18 protein-coding genes are annotated in these 17,145 nt (G+C 67.4%); 11 read left to right on the top strand and 7 right to left on the bottom strand.

Annotation, left to right across the window (positions count from 1 at the left end; all coding sequences use genetic code 11):
• Window positions 1-9: 9 nt before the first annotated feature.
• On the top strand, window positions 10-798 hold the full coding sequence (locus ACFVWG_RS19725; RefSeq protein WP_391544753.1) for a putative protein N(5)-glutamine methyltransferase: 789 nt from the start codon (window positions 10-12) through the stop codon (window positions 796-798).
• Window positions 799-858: 60 nt separating this feature from the next.
• Window positions 859-2,079: a macrolide family glycosyltransferase gene (locus ACFVWG_RS19720; RefSeq protein WP_391544752.1), complete on the top strand. Its 1,221-nt coding sequence runs from the start codon at window positions 859-861 to the stop codon at window positions 2,077-2,079.
• A gap of 1,091 nt (window positions 2,080-3,170) precedes the next feature.
• Here the strand turns inward: ACFVWG_RS19720 and ACFVWG_RS19715 are convergent.
• Window positions 3,171-5,162 carry a GTP-binding protein gene (locus ACFVWG_RS19715; protein ID WP_391544751.1) on the bottom strand — a complete coding sequence of 664 codons (1,992 nt, stop codon included), beginning with the start codon at window positions 5,160-5,162 and terminating at the stop codon, window positions 3,171-3,173.
• A 160-nt stretch (window positions 5,163-5,322) separates the two neighbouring features.
• Here ACFVWG_RS19715 and ACFVWG_RS19710 point away from each other — a divergent pair, with 160 nt between their 5' ends.
• Window positions 5,323-6,087: a phosphotransferase family protein gene (locus ACFVWG_RS19710; protein ID WP_391544750.1), complete on the top strand. Its 765-nt coding sequence runs from the start codon at window positions 5,323-5,325 to the stop codon at window positions 6,085-6,087.
• Here ACFVWG_RS19710 and pyrH read toward each other — a convergent pair.
• Complete coding sequence (gene pyrH / locus ACFVWG_RS19705; RefSeq protein ID WP_391544749.1) at window positions 6,080-6,787, bottom strand: UMP kinase; 708 nt, start codon at window positions 6,785-6,787, stop codon at window positions 6,080-6,082. The genes ACFVWG_RS19710 and pyrH overlap by 8 nt on opposite strands.
• A 78-nt stretch (window positions 6,788-6,865) precedes the next feature.
• Here pyrH and ACFVWG_RS19700 point away from each other — a divergent pair, with 78 nt between their 5' ends.
• The 3 genes from ACFVWG_RS19700 (at window position 6,866) to ACFVWG_RS19690 (ending at window position 8,726) form a co-directional block, all read left to right on the top strand.
• Window positions 6,866-7,534, top strand: coding sequence for a VOC family protein (locus ACFVWG_RS19700; protein ID WP_391544748.1), 669 nt, complete (start codon window positions 6,866-6,868; stop codon window positions 7,532-7,534).
• Window positions 7,535-7,765: 231 nt separating this feature from the next.
• Entirely contained in the window at window positions 7,766-8,431 is a 666-nt protein-coding gene (locus tag ACFVWG_RS19695) for a small ribosomal subunit Rsm22 family protein (protein WP_391544747.1), read from the top strand.
• Window positions 8,313-8,726, top strand: a complete 414-nt coding sequence (locus ACFVWG_RS19690) for a small ribosomal subunit Rsm22 family protein (protein WP_391544791.1) — start codon at window positions 8,313-8,315, stop codon at window positions 8,724-8,726. The genes ACFVWG_RS19695 and ACFVWG_RS19690 overlap by 119 nt, the downstream gene beginning before the upstream one ends.
• A gap of 54 nt (window positions 8,727-8,780) precedes the next feature.
• Here ACFVWG_RS19690 and ACFVWG_RS19685 read toward each other — a convergent pair whose 3' ends face one another.
• From ACFVWG_RS19685 to ACFVWG_RS19675, 3 genes are read right to left on the bottom strand one after another with little or no spacing between them, the layout of a single operon-like run.
• The gene (locus ACFVWG_RS19685; RefSeq protein ID WP_391544746.1) at window positions 8,781-9,221 is read right to left on the bottom strand and encodes a GNAT family N-acetyltransferase; all 441 of its coding nucleotides are present in this window, start codon (window positions 9,219-9,221) and stop codon (window positions 8,781-8,783) included.
• 9 nt (window positions 9,222-9,230) lie between these two features.
• Window positions 9,231-9,773 (bottom strand): NUDIX domain-containing protein, encoded by a 543-nt coding sequence (locus ACFVWG_RS19680; protein WP_391544745.1) that lies wholly within the window; start codon window positions 9,771-9,773, stop codon window positions 9,231-9,233.
• Entirely contained in the window at window positions 9,770-10,210 is a 441-nt protein-coding gene (locus tag ACFVWG_RS19675; RefSeq protein WP_391544744.1) for a VOC family protein, read from the bottom strand. The genes ACFVWG_RS19680 and ACFVWG_RS19675 overlap by 4 nt, the downstream gene beginning before the upstream one ends.
• A 167-nt stretch (window positions 10,211-10,377) precedes the next feature.
• Here ACFVWG_RS19675 and ACFVWG_RS19670 point away from each other — a divergent pair, with 167 nt between their 5' ends.
• From ACFVWG_RS19670 to ACFVWG_RS19655, 4 genes are read left to right on the top strand one after another with little or no spacing between them, the layout of a single operon-like run.
• Window positions 10,378-10,875: a hypothetical protein gene (locus tag ACFVWG_RS19670; RefSeq protein WP_391544743.1), complete on the top strand. Its 498-nt coding sequence runs from the start codon at window positions 10,378-10,380 to the stop codon at window positions 10,873-10,875.
• Between the two features lie 42 nt (window positions 10,876-10,917).
• Window positions 10,918-11,367, top strand: a complete 450-nt coding sequence (locus ACFVWG_RS19665; RefSeq protein ID WP_391544742.1) for a helix-turn-helix transcriptional regulator — start codon at window positions 10,918-10,920, stop codon at window positions 11,365-11,367.
• A gap of 5 nt (window positions 11,368-11,372) precedes the next feature.
• Window positions 11,373-11,783 (top strand): VOC family protein, encoded by a 411-nt coding sequence (locus tag ACFVWG_RS19660; protein WP_391544741.1) that lies wholly within the window; start codon window positions 11,373-11,375, stop codon window positions 11,781-11,783.
• Window positions 11,784-11,827: 44 nt separating this feature from the next.
• Window positions 11,828-14,188: an ATP-binding cassette domain-containing protein gene (locus ACFVWG_RS19655; RefSeq protein WP_391544740.1), complete on the top strand. Its 2,361-nt coding sequence runs from the start codon at window positions 11,828-11,830 to the stop codon at window positions 14,186-14,188.
• Window positions 14,189-14,296: 108 nt separating this feature from the next.
• On the opposite strand, the gene ACFVWG_RS19650 is transcribed toward ACFVWG_RS19655, so the two are convergent.
• A complete protein-coding gene (locus ACFVWG_RS19650; protein ID WP_391544739.1) occupies window positions 14,297-14,842 on the bottom strand; it encodes a TIGR03086 family metal-binding protein in 546 nt (181 codons plus the stop codon).
• 96 nt (window positions 14,843-14,938) lie between these two features.
• Window positions 14,939-16,366, bottom strand: coding sequence for an MFS transporter (locus tag ACFVWG_RS19645; RefSeq protein WP_391544738.1), 1,428 nt, complete (start codon window positions 16,364-16,366; stop codon window positions 14,939-14,941).
• Window positions 16,367-16,421: 55 nt separating this feature from the next.
• On the opposite strand from ACFVWG_RS19645, the gene ACFVWG_RS19640 reads away from it, so the two are divergent.
• Window positions 16,422-17,045 (top strand): TetR/AcrR family transcriptional regulator, encoded by a 624-nt coding sequence (locus ACFVWG_RS19640; RefSeq protein WP_391544737.1) that lies wholly within the window; start codon window positions 16,422-16,424, stop codon window positions 17,043-17,045.
• Window positions 17,046-17,145 lie beyond the last annotated feature (100 nt).

Below are 17,145 nucleotides of genomic sequence, written 5' to 3'. Positions count from 1 at the left end.
TCCTGCGCAGTGTCCGTTCCTCCTTCGCCTGTCGACGTCGGCGACCTCGTCAGCCGCCTGCGCGCGGCCGGCTGTGTGTTCGCCGAGGACGAGGCCGCGCTCATCGTGGAGACCGCACGGGACGTGGCCGAGCGCGAGGCGATGACGGTACGCCGGATCTCCGGCGTACCGCTGGAGTATGTCGTCGGCTGGGCGTGGTTCCGCGGTTTGCGGATCGCGATCGATTCCGGTGTGTTCATCCCGCGTCGCCGTACCGAGTTCTTGGTCGACGAGGCGCTACGAGTGACCGCACCGGGTGCGGTTGTGGTCGACCTCTGCTGCGGCGCGGGCGCCTTGGGCGCAGCGGTTGCCGCCGAGCGGCAGGTATCGCTGTACGCGGCCGATGTCGAGCCGGCCGCCGTCGCCTGCGCCGAGCGCAACCTGGCGCCCTGGCAGGGAGCGGTTTCTCAAGGCGATCTGTACGACGCTCTTCCTGCCGAGCTGCGGGGGCGGATCGACGTCCTGCTGTCGAACGTGCCGTATGTGCCGACCGACGAGATCCGCCTGCTGCCGCCGGAGGCCCGGCTGTTCGAACCGCGCGTCACGCTGGACGGCGGTCCGGATGGATTGAGCACGTTCCGACGAGTCGCGGCCGGCGCGGCCGAGTGGCTCGCACCGGGAGGGCATCTGTTCGTCGAGATGAGCGATCAGCAGGCGCCGTTGGCGCACGCCGTACTGCTCGAGCACGGTCTGACCGCGGAGATCGCGGTCGACGACGAGCTCGGCGCGAATGTTGTCCACGGCACCTATCTGCCGTAGCTGCCCCTAGGGGCAAATCCGCTCGCTCGCCTGCCGGTCGTTGGCGATGATGGATCCGTTATGGGTAAACACATCGCGTTCCTGACCATCCCGGCCGCCGGGCACATCAACCCCACCCTTCCGCTGGTCACCGAGCTGGTGCGGCGCGGTCACCGCGTCAGCTACGCGACAGGACCGACGTACCGGAGCGCAGTCGAGGCGGCCGGTGCCACGCTGATCGATCTCGAGTGGGTGCCGAAGCAGTGGAAGGTGTCGCCGCAGGGGCAGACGACGGCTGATCTCAGCGCGATGCTGACCGGATTCGTGCGCGCTTCGCGCCCGGTGATGGCGACGGTCGAGCAGGCGCTGCGCGATGATCGGCCGGATCTGTTCTGCTACGACATGATGACCTTCGTCGGGTCGATGGTCGCGGACCGGCTCGGTCTGCGCGAGGCGACCACGGTCGCGAACTTCGCGACCAACGAGCACTACGACACCCGCGCGGCGTTCGTACCGGCGGACTTCGATCCGTCGCATCCGGCGTTCCGGGAGTTCCTGGCCGAACGGGCGGCATTCGCCGAGGACTTCGACGTACCGCTGGACAAGGTCGCGGCGGCGGGTGCGGTCGCGCCACTGAACCTGGTGTTCATCCCGCGCGAGTTCCAGATCGCGGGGGAGACGTTCGACGAGCGCTTCGAGTTCGTCGGGCCCGCGATCGGTGCTCGGGCCGCGACGTCGGACTGGGAACCGCCGGCCGGCGGGGCGCCGTTGCTGTTCATCTCCCTCGGTACGGCGGTCAACGACCGGCCCGACTTCTTTGCCGCCTGCACCAAGGCCTTCGCGGGCACCGACTGGCAGGTCGCAATGGCGATCGGCGATCAGGTCGATGTCGCTTCGCTCGGAGAGATCCCGCCGAACTTCGACGTCCGCCCGTACTTCCCGCAACCCGCTGTGCTCGCGCACGCCACCGCGTTCCTGACCCACGCAGGCATGAACTCGGTGATGGAGTCGCTGCTCAATCAGGTGCCGATGGCAACTTATCCGCAGACGGCCGAGCAACAGGCCAACGCCGGTCGGGTCACCGCTCTCGGCCTCGGTCGGCAACTGCCCGAACTGAGCGCCGAGTCACTCCAATCGACCGTTGCCGACATCGCCGCCGATCCAGCCATCCGTACGGCGTTGGCCGACATGCACGTTCATCTCGAAGCTGCCGGTGGTCCGGTGCGAGCCGCCGACGCGATCGAGGCCAGCCTCTCAAGAAGTGAGCCGGCCAGTGACCCAACCGCAAGCACGCTGAGGTGAGGCGCTGGGGAGCTGGGGTGCGCTACAACCTGGCGTCGAGTGCGTTCGCCCAGACGGTGCGAGTTGCTTGTTATCGCGGCCCGTGACCGAGGCCGCCTTCGCACAGGTCACGGCACCCGGTTGGCATCATTGCGCCCTCCCGGCCGGGGCCGGGCTCGAGGCGGGGGATCGGGGTGGCTTCACCCCCCGATTCCGTCCTGGATCCTCCCCAAACCGGTTTGGGGAGCGAGGTGTCCTGCCCGGAACCGCCGCCTACCGCGGTACGGAGACGGCGGTTCCGGCCGGGGTCTTGGTCGCGGCGCTATCTGCTGCCGCGACGCGGCCGGCAGCACCGTCCGGGGCTGCGGGTGTACAGACGGACTGTCATTACGCAGCCGTGGTGGTCGTGCTGCAGCGTGACAATGGATCTGGGACGGGCGGCCGGTGAGCGTATTAACAGTCGGTGTGTACGCGACCGACAAGGCAACCCTTAGCTGCGAGCCGTCGCCCGGCCGCCGCACGACCCCGAGCGATTTGCCTGCCTAGCCACCCAAATCAGGGGTTCCGCACCCTGGTTATGAGTACATAACCCCCCATTTCCGTGCCTAGCCAGGCAAATGTGGTGGCAGATCCATCCCGGCTGCCCGCCCGGCTGCGGTCGCAACCCCCGGGAACCCGGGAAACCGCGGACCCCCGGCAACGTCGGACCACCCACACGTCGGACAGGAGAGGCCACTTGAGGGGATCTCCCCTCAAGTGGCCCCTTCTCTGGCCAAAATTTGAGGGGAGAACCAGCAACTCCAGCGGATATCCCCTCATTTTCCGCGCAGCCCTACGACCCGTACCCAAGCAACGTTCACCTCCGACCGCTACCTCCACCGACTGCCCCAGCCGTAGCCCGGAAGCCCGGGCAACGGACAGGTGGTCGCCGAGTGCACCATCCCCCTCAGCCACAGGCCTGCCCGGCCACGCTGCTTCTCAGTAGGTCGGCCGCAGCGGCGAGCAACCACCCAGTACGCCGTCGGCCGCACTGGTTGACCACGCCAAGGGGATACCCACTGCGGCTGGAGAGACAGTAGAACCGCAAACCGGTCGAGTCTGTCGGTCATAGGCTAGATGCGGCGTTGGGTGTGGAGGAGGTAGTCGCGGCGGTTGAGGGGGTTGTGGTCGGTGCGGCGACGGTTGGGCGGGGTGCCGGGGACTGGGTGGTAGTGGGAGAAGGTGGATTCGAGGACACCTTCGCCTCGGGTGAGGGAGGGGAGCTGTTGCTCGAGTTGGTAGACGGCGGCTGCGGGGATGGCTCCTTCGAGGACCGAGGTGTCGGCGGCGAGGGCCGGTACGTCGGGGATGGCGCGGAGGCGGGCGAGCGCGGAGAGGACTGCGCTGGTGGTGTCGGTCGGGACCTCGAGCTGGAACCGGTGCATCGGCTCGTGGACCGACGTACCGGCTTGTTGGAGCGCGGTCATCAGGACCAGGGGAGTGAGGTTGCGGAAGTCTCCGGCCGTGCTGGACATGCTCTTGTCGAAGACGGCGTGGGCGTGACTCTGCCGGGCGGAGTATCCGGAACGCGTCAGGAAGATCCGCGCGTCCGGGATTGCCCATCCGTGCAGACCTTGAGAGAGCGTTTCCCGGACTGTTTCTTCGACGGCCTTGATGAACGCGTACGGCATCGAGCCGAGCTCGACCTCGAGTTCGAAGGTCACGCCCGAGTCGACGGGCGCCGGTTCGACGCGCAGGCCGATCGTGGCGAGGAACGGGTTGCCGTCCTTCTTCTTGATCTCGAAGGCGGCCCCGATACCGCGGACGCGCTCGACACAGATCGTCGTGGTTTCGCGGAAGGTGACGTCGATGCCGAACTCGGCTGAGAGCGTTGTCTGGATGACCTCCTTCTGCACCTCGCCGTACAGCGAGACGGAGGTCTCCTGCCGCAGGTCGTCCTGGCGGACGTTGATCAGCGGATCTTGTTCGGAGAGCTGAGAGAGCGCTTCCCGGAGTTTCCCCTGGTCGCCGAGCCGCTGCGGCGTGACCACCGTCTCCAGCGTCGGCGGCGCGAAGAATCCACCGGCAGCGGTGTGCGGAGGCGCGTCGTCGCCGGCGAACACGCGATCACCGATCTGTACGTCGGGCAGTCCCCACAGCTGCGCGATCTGACCCGCGACGACCTGACTTGCGATCACGGCCGCGCCCTCCGTGAACACGCGTACTGCGGTGATCTTCGCGTCGCCGCCACTGGCGCCGTACCGGATGCGGTCACGCACCTGCAGGGTGCCGGAGAACATTCGGACGTACGCGATCTTCTCGCCGGCTGCGCCGCGCTCGACCTTGAAGATCACGCCGTGGAGCGCTCTCCCGTCCGTTCTCGCCGGTGGCAGCAAGTCACTGATCCCGTTGCTCAGGGCATCCACGCCGCTGCCGGTGATCGCGGATCCGAAGTACACCGGGTGCACCAGGGCCTGGGCGGTTTGCTGAGCGAGTGATCCCCGGAGAGCGTCGTCAGAGAGCGCTTTCTCGTTCTCCACGAATGTTCTCAGCAGCTCGTCGTCGTTCTCGGCGAGCACCTCGATCAGCGCGCTCGAGCCCGAGTGCGGCGTGAAGGCGGCAGATCGGGTACCGAGGCCGGTCACCGACCCCATCGGTACGACGGCAGGCGAGAGCTTGTCGGTGATCGCCTTCAGCACACCGTCGTACTGGGCACCGCTCCGGTCGATCTTGTTCACGAAGATCAGCGTCGGAATCCGCAGCCGCTGCAACGTGCGCATGAGCACGCGGGTCTGCGCCTGCACGCCCTCGACCGCGGACACCACCAGCACCGCACCGTCGAGCACGCTCAGCGCGCGCTCGACCTCGGCGATGAAGTCCGGGTGACCGGGGGTGTCGATCAGGTTGACCGTCACCGGGTCGACCTCGCCGATCGTGAACGACACGACCGCCGACTTGATCGTGATCCCGCGCTGGCGTTCCAGCGCGAGTGAGTCGGTCTGTGTACTACCGTCGTCGACGCTACCGATCTCGTCGATGACTCCGGCGGCGTAGAGCAGCCGCTCGGTCAGACTGGTCTTACCGGCGTCGACATGCGCCAGGATCCCAAGATTCAGTACTTTCACGCAGCCTCATGTCCTCAGAGCAGATGTCCGTTCCTTCCATGACAGACAGGACGTGAGATCGCACGATGTACTCCTTGACTCGGGTTCCGGACAACACTCCGAGTAGACCAACGCGCCCGAGATTCGTCCAAACGTTTTAGCCCCCAGCTAAAGGAGCCCTGTGCAGCTAGCTGAAGCCAGCCAGTACGCCGCCGCAGTCCTCGGACCGATCGAGTCCGTCGAACCCGTGCAAGGCTTCGTCGGCAACCAGACGTTCCGCCTCCGCGCCGCCAACGGGGCGACCGCCTACCTGAAGACCGGCGCCGCGATCGCCGCCGAGTCCCACGCTCTCGAGAACGCCCAGCTCCTCGGCATCCCCGCACCCCGCGTTCTCACCACCGACCTGGCCGTGCCCTACCTACTCATGGCCGAGCTACCTGGCGCACCGTCCGACACACCCGCGGTAGTCCGCGCCGCCGCGAGACACCTGCGCCAACTCCACACCGTGCACGCCGAAGCCGACTGGCCAGCAACGCTGCAGGCACCAGTGGACGCCCTCGACGAACTCGTTCCGCCGGAGCTCGCCGACCAGTTGCGGAGAGCGCTCCCGCCGTTCCTCGAAGAGGTTGCCGAGGTGCCGCCCGCACTCCTGCACGGCGACCTTCATCTCCGGCACCTGTACGCCGACGCCGGCCAGCTGACCGGGATCCTTGACTGGGGCGACAGCCTGTACGGCGATCCGCTGTTCGACGTCGCGCGGTTCACGATGACCGCGGATACCGAGGTCGTACTCGCCGGCTACGGCTTGACCCCGGACCGCGAGCTCGACCGGATCTTCTCGCAGTACCGGATCCTGTGGTCCCTGATGGCGCTGCGCGCCGAGCTCGCCGCCGGTGGGGACTGGATCGACCCGCATGTACGGCGGATCGCCGCGGAGCTCAGTTGATCAGCGTGCCGATGTGTTTGCCGCTGCTGATGGACGCGGCGGCCGACGGTCGGTCGATGTCGAAGACATGCAGGGGCAGTCGGTGGTCGCGGGCCAGGATGAAGGCGGACTGATCCATCACACCGAGGCCGCGGTCGATGATCTCTTCGTAGCTGAGGTGGTCGAACCGGGTCGCGTCGGGGAACTTGTTCGGGTCGGCGTCGTACACGCCGTCGGCCCCGTTCTTGGCCACCAGCAGGGCGTCGGCCTCGAGCTCGACGGCGCGCTGCACAGCCGGGTAGTCGGTCGTGGTGAACGGCTGACCGTTGCCTCCGGCAAGGACCACGATCGCGCCCTTCTCCAGGTGCCGCAGGGCGCGCATCCGGATGTACGGCTCGGCGATGTTGTTGATCGGGACCGCGGTCATCAGCCGGACCCCGTGCGCGCCGAGGGCAGCGAGCCGGCCGCGGAGCAGGACGGCGTTGATGACGGTGCCGAGCATGCCGATGTTGTCGGCCTCGACCCGGTCGATACCCCAGTCCTCGGCGCGGTTGCCGCGGAACACGTTGCCGCCGCCGACGATCACCGCGACCTGGACACCGGTGGCGCGCAGCGCGATCACCTCAGTCGCCAGGTGCGTGAGGCGGTCGCTGTCGAATCCGAACTCGTCACCCCCGGCGATCGCCTGGCCGGACAACTTGAGCACGAGCCGTCGGTACATGCTGCTCCGTTCACTGCGGATGGCGGTGATGGTCTTTTATCACACGAAATTGTCGGCGCCTTCGTCTAGCCTCGCGGCATGGACGTATTGACGGTGGAGGAGATCCAGGCCGCTGGCCTGGCCGACTGGAGCAAGCTGTCGACGGCGCTGCATGCGCGTTACCTGGTCGAATCGCTCGCACACGGCCTCGGCTTCGCGCAGGCGGTGGCGCAGCTCTCGGCCGGGCATGATCCGGAGGTCCGCGCGACCTCGACGTTCGTGGACCTCAAGCTGGCCACGCCCGGCGCCGTGGACAGCGACGGGGACGTCCGGACCACGGTGACCCAGATCGACGTCGACCTGGCGCGAAGTATCAGCGAACTGGCCGCAGCGCTCGGTCTGACGGCCGATCTGGACGGTATCTTTCTCACCGAGCTGGGCCTCGACACGCACGACGCGGACGAGATCGGTCCGTTCTGGGCCGCGCTGCTGACCGGCGACGCCGCCAACTACAAGAATCATCTCGAGGTGGTCGACCCCACCGGCCGGACACCGGATCTCTGGTTCCAGAAGACGTCCGAGCACGAGACGCCGCGCCAGCGTTTCCACTACGACCTGTGGATGCCGATCGCGCAGGCGCCGGCCCGGATCGAGGCTGCCGTAGCCGCCGGCGGCACCGTCGTCTTCGACGAGTACCCGTCGTTCACCGTGCTCGCCGACGCGCAGGGCAACCGTGCCTGCATCTGCACGATCAACGGCCGGAAATAAGTGGTCGGGGCGGCCGGCGGCTAGCTACTGTGTGAGCGAGAGCCGCTTCTGCATGCGGTGCTGAGGAGGTACGTGATGACTTGCATGGCAATCCGGTTGCGTGCCAACTCCTCCTTCTGAGCTCTCTTGTGGGCTGTTTTCTGAGCGGTCGGACCGGTTGGTGCGTCGCGGCGTTGGCCGCGGGTCCCGTGCGCGTCGCGCACTCCGTACCAGCCGAACCGGAGCTCTGCCATGTCCTCCGTGGACACCCAACTGCATGCTGTCCTGTTGCGCGCGATCACCGGCGTGAAGTACGACGTACTTCGCACGCGCGCGTCCGAACTCTCGGCCCGCTATCGCCAAGCGGGCATCACCGACACGCTCCCCGCCCTGCGCGATGAGCTCGACTGCCTGGCGTACGCCGTGGTCCGGATGCCGGCCACCTACCGGGCGATCCAGGCCGCGTTGCGTGCGGCCGACCTTCATGTGGGCGCGGCGACCACCCACCTCGACCTGGGCGGCGGAACAGGTGCTGCTGCCTGGGCCGCCGCCTCGATCTGGCCGGGCGTCCAGACCCAGATCGTCGAACGCCAAGCTGCCGCCGTCGCGCTGGGGCGCAGGCTCAGCACCTGGAGCCCAACTCCTGTGTGGTCGACGGCGGACCTTCGGGACTGGCAGCCGTCAGCCTCGGTAGATCTGGTGACGGTCGCGTACGTTCTGAACGAGTTGACGGCGGAGACGCGGCAGAGCGTTCTCTCCGCGGCGGCCGCCTCCACCGGCACGATCGTGCTGGTCGAACCTGGCACCCCCCCGTGGATATCGGCACATCGTCGAGGCCCGCGACCAGCTGATTGGTCTCGGGTTCACGATCGCTGCGCCCTGCCCGCATCAGCTCCGGTGTCCGCTCGTCGATCCTGACTGGTGCCACTTCGCCGTCCGGCTGCCGCGCACCGAACTGCATCGGCGGCTCAAGGCCGGCACCCGCAACTACGAGGACGAGAAATTCAGCTACCTGGTCGCGACCACGCGACCGGCGAGGCCGGCGGCTGCCCGGGTCCTCACCCCGCCGGTCCGTCCGAAGAACCAGGTGCTGCTCACTTTGTGTACGTCGACCGCCGAGCGGGTGCGGGCGCAGATCCCCAAGTCCAGTCCCGAGTACGCGCTCGCCCGGACTGCCGAGCAAGGTGGTGCCTGGCGGCCTCAGAGGTCGTAGTCGCCGGTTCCGGAGCTTCCACCGGTGATGACAGCAATTTGCATGATCGTGTTGTCAGGACGGCGGGTGCGCCACGAATCCCGTCTTCTCGCCCGAGTCGAACCCGCAGGCTCGGTAGTAGGCGTGCGTGGACTCGCGCTTGGACCCGGTCAGCAGCATCACCTTGTAGCAGCCGGCGTCCCAGGCGGCCTGGAGCGTACCGGCCATGATCGCCTTCCCGAGGCCGGTCCTGCGGCGAGCGGAGTCGACGATCACGTTCTCCACCACCCCGTACGGCGCCGCGCCACGGCTGAGGTTCGGGACCAGGTTCAGGTACGTCGAGGCGACCACCTCGCCCGCGTCTTCCAGCACGAACAGGTGCATTCCGGGCGTCCGGAGGATCTGGTCGTACGTCGCGGCCGCACGCTCTTCCGCGACGACGGGGTCGTTGGGATGCAGCTGCCCGTAGAGCCGCATCACGCTCGCAAAGTCCGCTGCCTCAGCCTCACGAAACATGCTCCGACCCTACTCAGTGCACAGCCGGCTCCAGGTGATCAGGGGCTCCCAGCCGGCCGCCGTCTGATGGTGGGATGCCCCGAGGTGCAGCACGGAGCTGTTGCCGGAAGCAACATGTTGGACGACGGGCCAGCCGAGCGCCGAGGTCTCCTCGGGCGCGAGGTCGGCCGGGTTGATCCAGTCCACCGCGCTGATCCGCGCGTCCGTCGTACCCAGCTCGAAGGGTGGTTGTGGTGAGGCTTCGTAGTACACGATCTCGACGCTTCGGCCGCGCCAGTTGTGCACGCAGTCGGCGACGATCCGGCCGGGCGTGACAACTACGCCAGTCTCTTCGGCAGTCTCGCGGGCCGCGGCATCGGCGGCCGTCTCACCGGGTTCGACGTGGCCGCCGGGTACCTCCCAGCGGACCACACCGAGCCGTTCGTGCCGAACCATCAGGAGCCGACCGGTCGCGTCGACCGTGCAGGTAAATGCCGTGAGCTGTAGCGGCAGGTTGATCGGGCGGGCCGGCACTTGGCCAGGTAGTCGGCTCGCCCGAGCCGTGGATCTCATGGCATCCCCACCAAGAGACAGAACGGATGCCCGGCCGGATCGGCCAGGACGTACAAAGGCTCGGACTCTACACCGGTCCGGTCCAGCAGAACCTGGGCTCCAAGCTCCTCCGCCCGCCGCCGATGCAGGTGCAACGCCTCAACCGTCGGTACGGCGTAATCGAGGTGCATCTGCATCGGGACGTCGGGTGAGGGCCAGGTCGATCGGGGCAACACATCGGTCCGGTTGACCGCGAGTTGGCGGTTTCCTTCGTCGTCGACCAGCACGAGCCAGTCGGCATCATCCGCCGTACCGTCCGTGGGCGGCTCGTCGCCCGGTCGATACCGCAGACCGAGAAGCTGCCGGTAGAACTCGGCGAGCTCTCGTGCATCCAGCGCGTCGAGCGCGGTGTGCATGCGCCGCGGGAACGCGCTCTCTCCGTTCTGGGAGTTGCTCATGCTGCTCACCCTCTCAGATTTCCGCGCCGTCAGATTTCCGCGCCAACGTCCGGGCGAGCTGCCGTGGCGGCTGCCCGGCACGAACCTGCCACCCGGCTCCGACCGCCGCACCGGCGCGCCAAACTCAGGACACTCAGGTGATTCGGAGGGGCGGGCGGCAATGTTTTGTGAGCGATGTCTGGTTGAGGCTCCGGCTCGCTCAGGAGCGTGAGGCGATCGGCGACCGCTGGGACGCGCTGGCGTGGTACGAGACGGTCGCGCAGCAGGCCGTCTACCGGCTGGGACCTCAGCACCTCGTGACGCGCTCGGCGGAGCGGGGAGCGGTCCGCATCGTTCAGTCGTTCGGATCCACCCGCGTGCTGGCGAAAGAATTCGACTCCCTCACGCCCGATCGGATTCCGGGCGAGCCGACCGATCGCGCCGTGGCCCGCGCGATCCGCTTCCAAGGGGTCCTGGCCCGGGTGAAGCTGCGGGCGCACCGGCCCAGCCAAGCGCTGTGGTTCCTCGACCGGGGCATCCGAGCGGCGCTGGTCGAGCACGGCCCGCGGCACCCCGACACCGCCGTACTGGTCAGCACTCTCCGGCTGGTTCCGAAGGCCGCGCGGCTGCGGCGACGGCGGTTGGAGCGCGAGGTCGAGGAGTATCTGCAGTCCGCCGGGCTTTGAAGGATCTGGGAAACGCGCCGGTCGCGTGACAGGATCTTGGGTATGGCGGGGAAAAGTGCTGAGGAGCAGCGGCTGGAGGATCTGGTCCGGCTGCGGCGGGTGCGGGACCGGATCGACCGGGAGTATGCGCAGCCGCTGGACGTGGAGGCGCTGGCTCGCGGCGCCGGGATGTCGTCGGGGCACTTGAGCAGGGAGTTCAAGCGCGCCTACGGGGAGTCGCCGTACAGCTATCTGATGACGCGGCGGGTGGAGCGGGCGATGGCCTTGCTGCGCGGCGGCGAGATGAGCGTGACGGACGTGTGTTTCGCGGTCGGTGGGTCGTCGCTGGGGACGTTCAGCACGCGGTTCACCGAGCTGGTGGGGATGTCGCCGAGCGCGTACAAGCGTGAGGTGAGCCAGGCCGCGGCCGGGCTGCCGTCGTGTGTTGCCAAACGCGTGACGAGACCGATCAGGAATCAAGAAGCAGACCAGGCTGCGCCGCACCTACTGTGATGGGCATGGACATCAAGATTGCTTCGAGCTTCCTTCCGCACACCGACCCTGACGCGTCGGTCAACTTCTACCGCGACATCCTGGGCTTCGAGGTCCGGATGGACGTCGGCGGCGGCACGATGCGCTGGATCACGGTCGGCCCGGCCGGGCAGCCGGACACCGCGGTCGTGCTGACCCCGCCGTTCGCGGACCCGGGCATCACCGAGGACGAGCGCAAGACCATCACCGAGATGATGGCCAAGGGCACCTACGCCACGCTGGTGCTGTCCAGCCCGAACCTGGACGAGTTCTTCGAGAAGATGGTTGCCGGTGGCGCCGAAGTGATCCAGGAGCCGACCGACCAGCCGTACGGCGTGCGCGACTGCGCCTTCCGCGACCCGGCGGGCAACCACATCCGCATCAATCAGCAGGCCTGAGACCACGCCCCCGCCTGAGACGGCACTGACCTGGAGAACCGCGAATGACCGAGCATGTTGCCGACAGCCACGATCTGATCCGGGTCGTCGGCGCCCGCGAGAACAACCTGAAGGACATCAGCGTCGAGATCCCGAAGCGCCGGCTGACGGCGTTCACCGGGGTCTCGGGTTCGGGTAAGAGCTCACTGGTCTTCAGCACGATCGCCGCGGAGTCGCAGCGCCTCATCAACGAGACGTACAGCGCGTTCCTGCAGGGGTTCATGGCCAACCAGGCCCGCCCGGACGTCGACGTACTGGACGGGCTGACCACCGCGATCATCGTCGACCAGGAGCGGATGGGCGCGAACCCGCGCTCCACGGTCGGTACGGCGACCGACGCGAACGCGATGCTGCGGATCCTGTTCAGCCGGCTCGCGAAACCGCCGGCCGGCCCGCCGACGGCGTACTCGTTCAACGTCCCGCGCCGGGTCGCGACCGGCTCGATGGTCGCTGAGAAGGGCGCCGGGGTGAAGCAGGTCGTCCGCGAGGCCGTGTACGCCGGTGGCATGTGCGCGCGCTGTGAGGGGATGGGCTCCGTCACCGACTTCGACCTGACCGCCCTGTACGACGAGACGAAGTCGCTGAACGAGGGTGCGCTGACGATCCCCGGCTACAGCATGGAGGGCTGGTACGGGCGGATCTTCCGCGGCGCCGGCTACTTCAACCCCGACAAGCCGATCAAGAAGTACACCAAGAAGGAACTGCACGACCTGCTCTACCGGGAGCCGACCAAGATCAAGGTCGAGGGCATCAACCTCACGTACTCCGGCCTCATCCCATCGATCCAGAAGTCGTTCCTGAGCAAGGATGTCGACGCGATGCAGCCGCACATCCGGGCGTTCGTGGAGCGGGCGGTGACGTTCACGACCTGCCCGGACTGCGACGGTACGCGGCTCAGCCAGGAGGCGCTGGCCTCGAAGATCAGCGGCAAGAACATCGCCGATCTGTGCGCGATGCAGATCAGCGACCTGGCGGCCTGGATCCGGAAGCTGAAAGAGCCGTCGGTGAAGCCGCTGCTGAACGCACTCGGCGACACGCTCGACTCGTTCGTGTCGATCGGCCTCGGGTACCTGTCGCTGGACCGTCCGGCCGGTTCGCTGTCCGGTGGTGAGGCGCAGCGGACGAAGATGATCCGGCACCTCGGGTCGTCGCTGACCGATGTCACGTACGTGTTCGACGAGCCGTCGATCGGTCTGCACCCACACGACATCCAGCGGATGAACGAGCTCCTCCTGCAATTGCGCGACAAGGGCAACACCGTCCTGGTCGTCGAGCACAAGCCGGAGATGATCGCGATCGCCGACCACGTCATCGACCTCGGCCCAGCGGCCGGGAGCGAGGGCGGCGAGGTCGTGTTCGAAGGCACGGTCGAGAAGCTGCGCGCCAGTGACACGATCACCGGTCGGCACCTCGACGACCGGGCCTCGCTGAAGAGCGAGGTGCGCGAGAGGAACGGCGTACTGGAGGTTCGGGGCGCTTCGACGCACAACCTGCAGAACGTGGATGTCGACGTACCGCTCGGGGTTCTTGCGGTGGTGACCGGCGTGGCCGGGTCGGGGAAGAGCTCGCTGATCCACGGGTCGATCGCCGACCGCGAGGGTGTCGTCACGGTCGACCAGAGTGCGATCAAGGGATCGCGGCGGAGCAACCCGGCGACGTACACAGGAATGCTCGAGCCCATCCGGAAGGCGTTCGCGAAGGAGAACGGCGTCAAGCCTGCGCTGTTCAGCGCGAACTCCGAGGGGGCGTGCCCGGCGTGTAACGGGGCCGGCGTCATCTATACCGACCTCGGAGTGATGGCGACCTTTGAGGCGACCTGTGAGGAGTGCGGGGGCAAGCGGTTCCAGGCGGCGGTGCTGGAGTACACGCTCGGCGGGCGGAACATCGCCGAGGTGCTCGAGATGCCGGTGGCGGAGGCTGTTGCGTTCTTCGCCGATGGTGATGCGAAGGTGCCGGCCGCACACAAGATCCTGGATCGGCTGGCGGATGTTGGGCTCGGCTACCTGAAGGTCGGGCAGCCGCTGACCACGCTGTCCGGTGGTGAGCGGCAGCGGCTGAAGCTGGCCACGCAGATGGCCGACAAGGGCGAGGTCTACATCCTCGACGAGCCGACGACCGGTCTGCACCTGGCTGACGTCGACAACCTGCTCGGTCTGCTCGACCGGCTGGTCGACTCCGGGAAGTCGGTGATCGTGATCGAGCATCACCAGGCCGTGATGGCGCACGCCGACTGGATCATCGACCTCGGTCCGGGGGCTGGGCATGACGGCGGGAAGGTCGTGTTCGAGGGGACGCCGGCGGCGCTCGTGAAGGCCGCGAAGACACTGACCGGTAAGCATCTGAAGGAGTACGTTGCCGATCACTAATCCCTGGCTGACGGGTCCGACGCCCGACGGCGTGCTCCCGCGGGCGGAGTCGGAGGAGCCGATCCTTTACACCGACCACTGGTTGCGTCGTACCGGTCACGCACCTCGTCAGACCTGGCGTCCGAACGCGTCCAGCAACGTCGATTGAACTGACGCTTTCGGTGTCCCGCTCGGGCCGTCGCCGTAGGAGCCGAAGGCGAGCATCTCGGTCAGCTTCGGCTCGACGAGAGCCCAGAGCCCGTCGACGACTCCGGCATCTAGGGTCTCGTCCAGGCCGGCGGACGACAACAGGTCCCACGCATGTACGACGACGTCGACCAACCGGTACCTGAGAAACGCTTCCGCGGTGATGTCACCACCTGGATGGTGCACGGTCTGATCGTCTGCCGCCTGGCGGAATGCGGTGAGCTGTTCGGCGGCCGACTCCTGCACCGCATCCGGGCCGTTGGCTTGCGCGCGAACCGCCGCCCAAGCCTCCGCTGCCCCCGCTCCGGCGAGCACCGCCACCGCAAACCGGTTGCCCTCGACAACGTGCTCGACCAGCTCGCGGACGCTTACCTCACACGGCGTCGGGAGCTCCCAGCTGTTGTCGGGCAGCTCGGTCACCACGCGCTCGAACTCAGCTGAGGCCTTCGTCAGCAGCTCCACGTTCATGCCGGCCACGGTACGGCCTGCGCAACGACAGGAGGTAGTCATATACGTAGACGCTCTCGCAGGCGGACGGTCTGCGCCTGAGTAGCTGGAGATCGTTCAGCCGCGCGGATCGCGTGGCAGGAGATACACCAGCACCGTAGCCACGATCGCGATGCCAAACGTGGCGAAGGACGACATCGCCAGCGCGTACGCCGCCGTACCGGAGTGATCGGATGCCGTGGCGTCGAAGGAACTGAAGAACACGGCACCGACAACAGCGACGCCGATCGCGCTGCCGATCTGTTGGGCGGTGGACAAGGCGCCAGAGGCGATGCCCGCATCACTCGGGTCGATCCGGCTCAGCACCACCTTGAGGGACGGAGTGATCAGCAGACCGCCACCGACGCTCTGCAGCATCAGTGCCGGAACAATGGTCACGGGGCTGAACGGCACGCCGCCGATCAGGACGATTGCCGTGAGCAAGTAGCCGACGGCGAGCGTGATGCCTCCGGCCTCGAGCACCCGGCGGCCGTACTTCGGCGCGAGCCGGCCGGCGATCACACTGAACACAATGAATGTCACCGCGGCCGGGGCGTAGACGAGTCCGGCGCCGAGAGCTGTCAGGTCGAGCCCGTCCTGCAGCGCGATCGACAGGACGAGGTAGTACGACGTGATGACGGCGTAGGTGGCCAGCACGAGGATCAGCCCCACCGAGAACGATCTGTTCGCGAACAGTGAGACTCGCATCAGGGGGTCACCGCCACGCTCTGCGATCCGGCGCTCGATCCGGAGGAAAAGCAGGAAGCCGAGCGCGCTGCCGGCGAGCGCGGCCCAGACCCACCATGGCCACCCCGCCTCGCGGCCCTGGATCAGGGGGAAGGCGAGCAGGAACAGTGCCGCACTCAGCGCCACGACGCCGGGGATGTCGAGTGCGCGTTTGACCGCCGCGCGTGACTCCGGCAGCTTCCAGGCTGCGAGCGCGATCGTGGCCAGCCCGATCGGCACGTTGATCCAGAACACCGACCGCCAGTTGGAACCGAAGACGTCGGCACCGATCAGCAGACCGCCGATGAGCTGACCGCCGATGGTCGCGAGCCCGACGACGACGCCGAGGGTGCCGAATGCCCGGTGCCGGTCTTTCTCCTGGACCAGCACGGTGACGGTAGCGAAGACCTGGGGCAGCATCAGCGCGGCACCCAGGCCTTGGGCGAGGCGCGCCACGATGAGTGCGGTCGCGGTGGGGGAGACGGCGCAGGCCACCGAAGCGACGGTGAACAGGGCTGTGCCGACGACGTACATGCGCCGGCGGCCGAGCATGTCGCCGAGGCGGCCGCCGGTCACCAGGAGCACTGCGTAGGTGAGCTGGTAGCCGGCGAGGATCCACTGCAGTTCGCCGTCGGACGTGCCGAGGTCGGCCTGGATCGCCGGGCCGGCCACGATGACGATGAACGAATCGAGCGTGGCCATGAACGCGCCGATCAGCACGATCGACACGGCCTGCCAAGGGGTGGTCGTCGGGGTCGTTCTGGTGTCTGTGTCCGTCATAAAAGAAAACATACGACCGATCGTATTTTTAAACAACATGGGATAGGCTGAGGTTATGAACGAAATGGCCGCGACCACCGATCGACGCCTTCTGCGCGGTGCGCAGACCAGACGGACGATCGCTCGGCACGCCGCCGACGTCGCCTCCCTGGAGGGCCTCAACGGGCTGAGCATCGGCCGGCTGGCGACTGACCTCGGGCTCAGCAAGAGTGGCGTGCAGACGTTGTTCGGCACGAAGGAACGGCTGCAACTGGCGGCCGTCGAGAGCGCTCGTGAGGTGTTCTCCGACCAGGTGGTTCGGCCGGCGTCGCAGGCCCAGGGTGGCGCGGATCGGCTGCGCGCGCTGGTCGAGCACTGGATCACCTATGTCCAGATCCCGGTGTTTCCCGGCGGGTGCTTCTGGACGGCCACCCTGCCCGACTTCGACAGTCGACCAGGCCCGGTCCGGGACTTGCTGGCCGACCAGCACTCCGACTGGCTCGGTCGGATCGCGGCGGAGTTGCGAGCCGCTGTCGAGGCTGGACAGATCGCCGAGCTGGACGTCGACCTCGCGGCGTTCCAGATCGACGCGGTGCTCACCGCTGCGAACATCGCCCTCCGGCTGGGTCGTGGCACCGCCGTGGACCAGGCCCGCCGGGTGATCGAGAGCCTGCTCACTCCGCCCGGCCGAGAGGCGTGAAGAACGCACGCAGCTCTTCGGCGACCGGCGTCGTGAAGGACACTAGGTAGTCATATACGCAGATGCTCTCGCAGGCGGGCGGTCCTCACGAAGGTGTCGA

This window comes from Kribbella sp. NPDC058245 (assembly GCF_042882005.1).
In the GTDB taxonomy this organism is placed as follows: domain Bacteria; phylum Actinomycetota; class Actinomycetes; order Propionibacteriales; family Kribbellaceae; genus Kribbella.
The sequence above is the reverse complement of the archived record's forward strand: the minus strand, read 5'-3'. Positions and strand labels throughout refer to the sequence as shown.

Bases quoted from the DNA above. Each gene is read 5' to 3' on its own strand.
- ACFVWG_RS19655 (WP_391544740.1), top strand. From the start codon at position 11,828: ATGACCGAGCATGTTGCCGACAGCCACGATCTGATCCGGGTCGTCGGC.
- ACFVWG_RS19695 (WP_391544747.1), top strand. From the start codon at position 7,766: ATGTCCTCCGTGGACACCCAACTGCATGCTGTCCTGTTGCGCGCGATC.
- ACFVWG_RS19720 (WP_391544752.1), top strand. From the start codon at position 859: ATGGGTAAACACATCGCGTTCCTGACCATCCCGGCCGCCGGGCACATC.
- ACFVWG_RS19685 (WP_391544746.1), bottom strand. From the start codon at position 9,221: ATGTTTCGTGAGGCTGAGGCAGCGGACTTTGCGAGCGTGATGCGGCTC.
- ACFVWG_RS19680 (WP_391544745.1), bottom strand. From the start codon at position 9,773: ATGAGATCCACGGCTCGGGCGAGCCGACTACCTGGCCAAGTGCCGGCC.
- ACFVWG_RS19645 (WP_391544738.1), bottom strand. From the start codon at position 16,366: ATGACGGACACAGACACCAGAACGACCCCGACGACCACCCCTTGGCAG.
- ACFVWG_RS19660 (WP_391544741.1), top strand. From the start codon at position 11,373: ATGGACATCAAGATTGCTTCGAGCTTCCTTCCGCACACCGACCCTGAC.
- ACFVWG_RS19665 (WP_391544742.1), top strand. From the start codon at position 10,918: ATGGCGGGGAAAAGTGCTGAGGAGCAGCGGCTGGAGGATCTGGTCCGG.
- ACFVWG_RS19675 (WP_391544744.1), bottom strand. From the start codon at position 10,210: ATGAGCAACTCCCAGAACGGAGAGAGCGCGTTCCCGCGGCGCATGCAC.
- ACFVWG_RS19640 (WP_391544737.1), top strand. From the start codon at position 16,422: ATGAACGAAATGGCCGCGACCACCGATCGACGCCTTCTGCGCGGTGCG.
- pyrH (WP_391544749.1), bottom strand. From the start codon at position 6,787: ATGTACCGACGGCTCGTGCTCAAGTTGTCCGGCCAGGCGATCGCCGGG.
- ACFVWG_RS19700 (WP_391544748.1), top strand. From the start codon at position 6,866: ATGGACGTATTGACGGTGGAGGAGATCCAGGCCGCTGGCCTGGCCGAC.
- ACFVWG_RS19650 (WP_391544739.1), bottom strand. From the start codon at position 14,842: ATGAACGTGGAGCTGCTGACGAAGGCCTCAGCTGAGTTCGAGCGCGTG.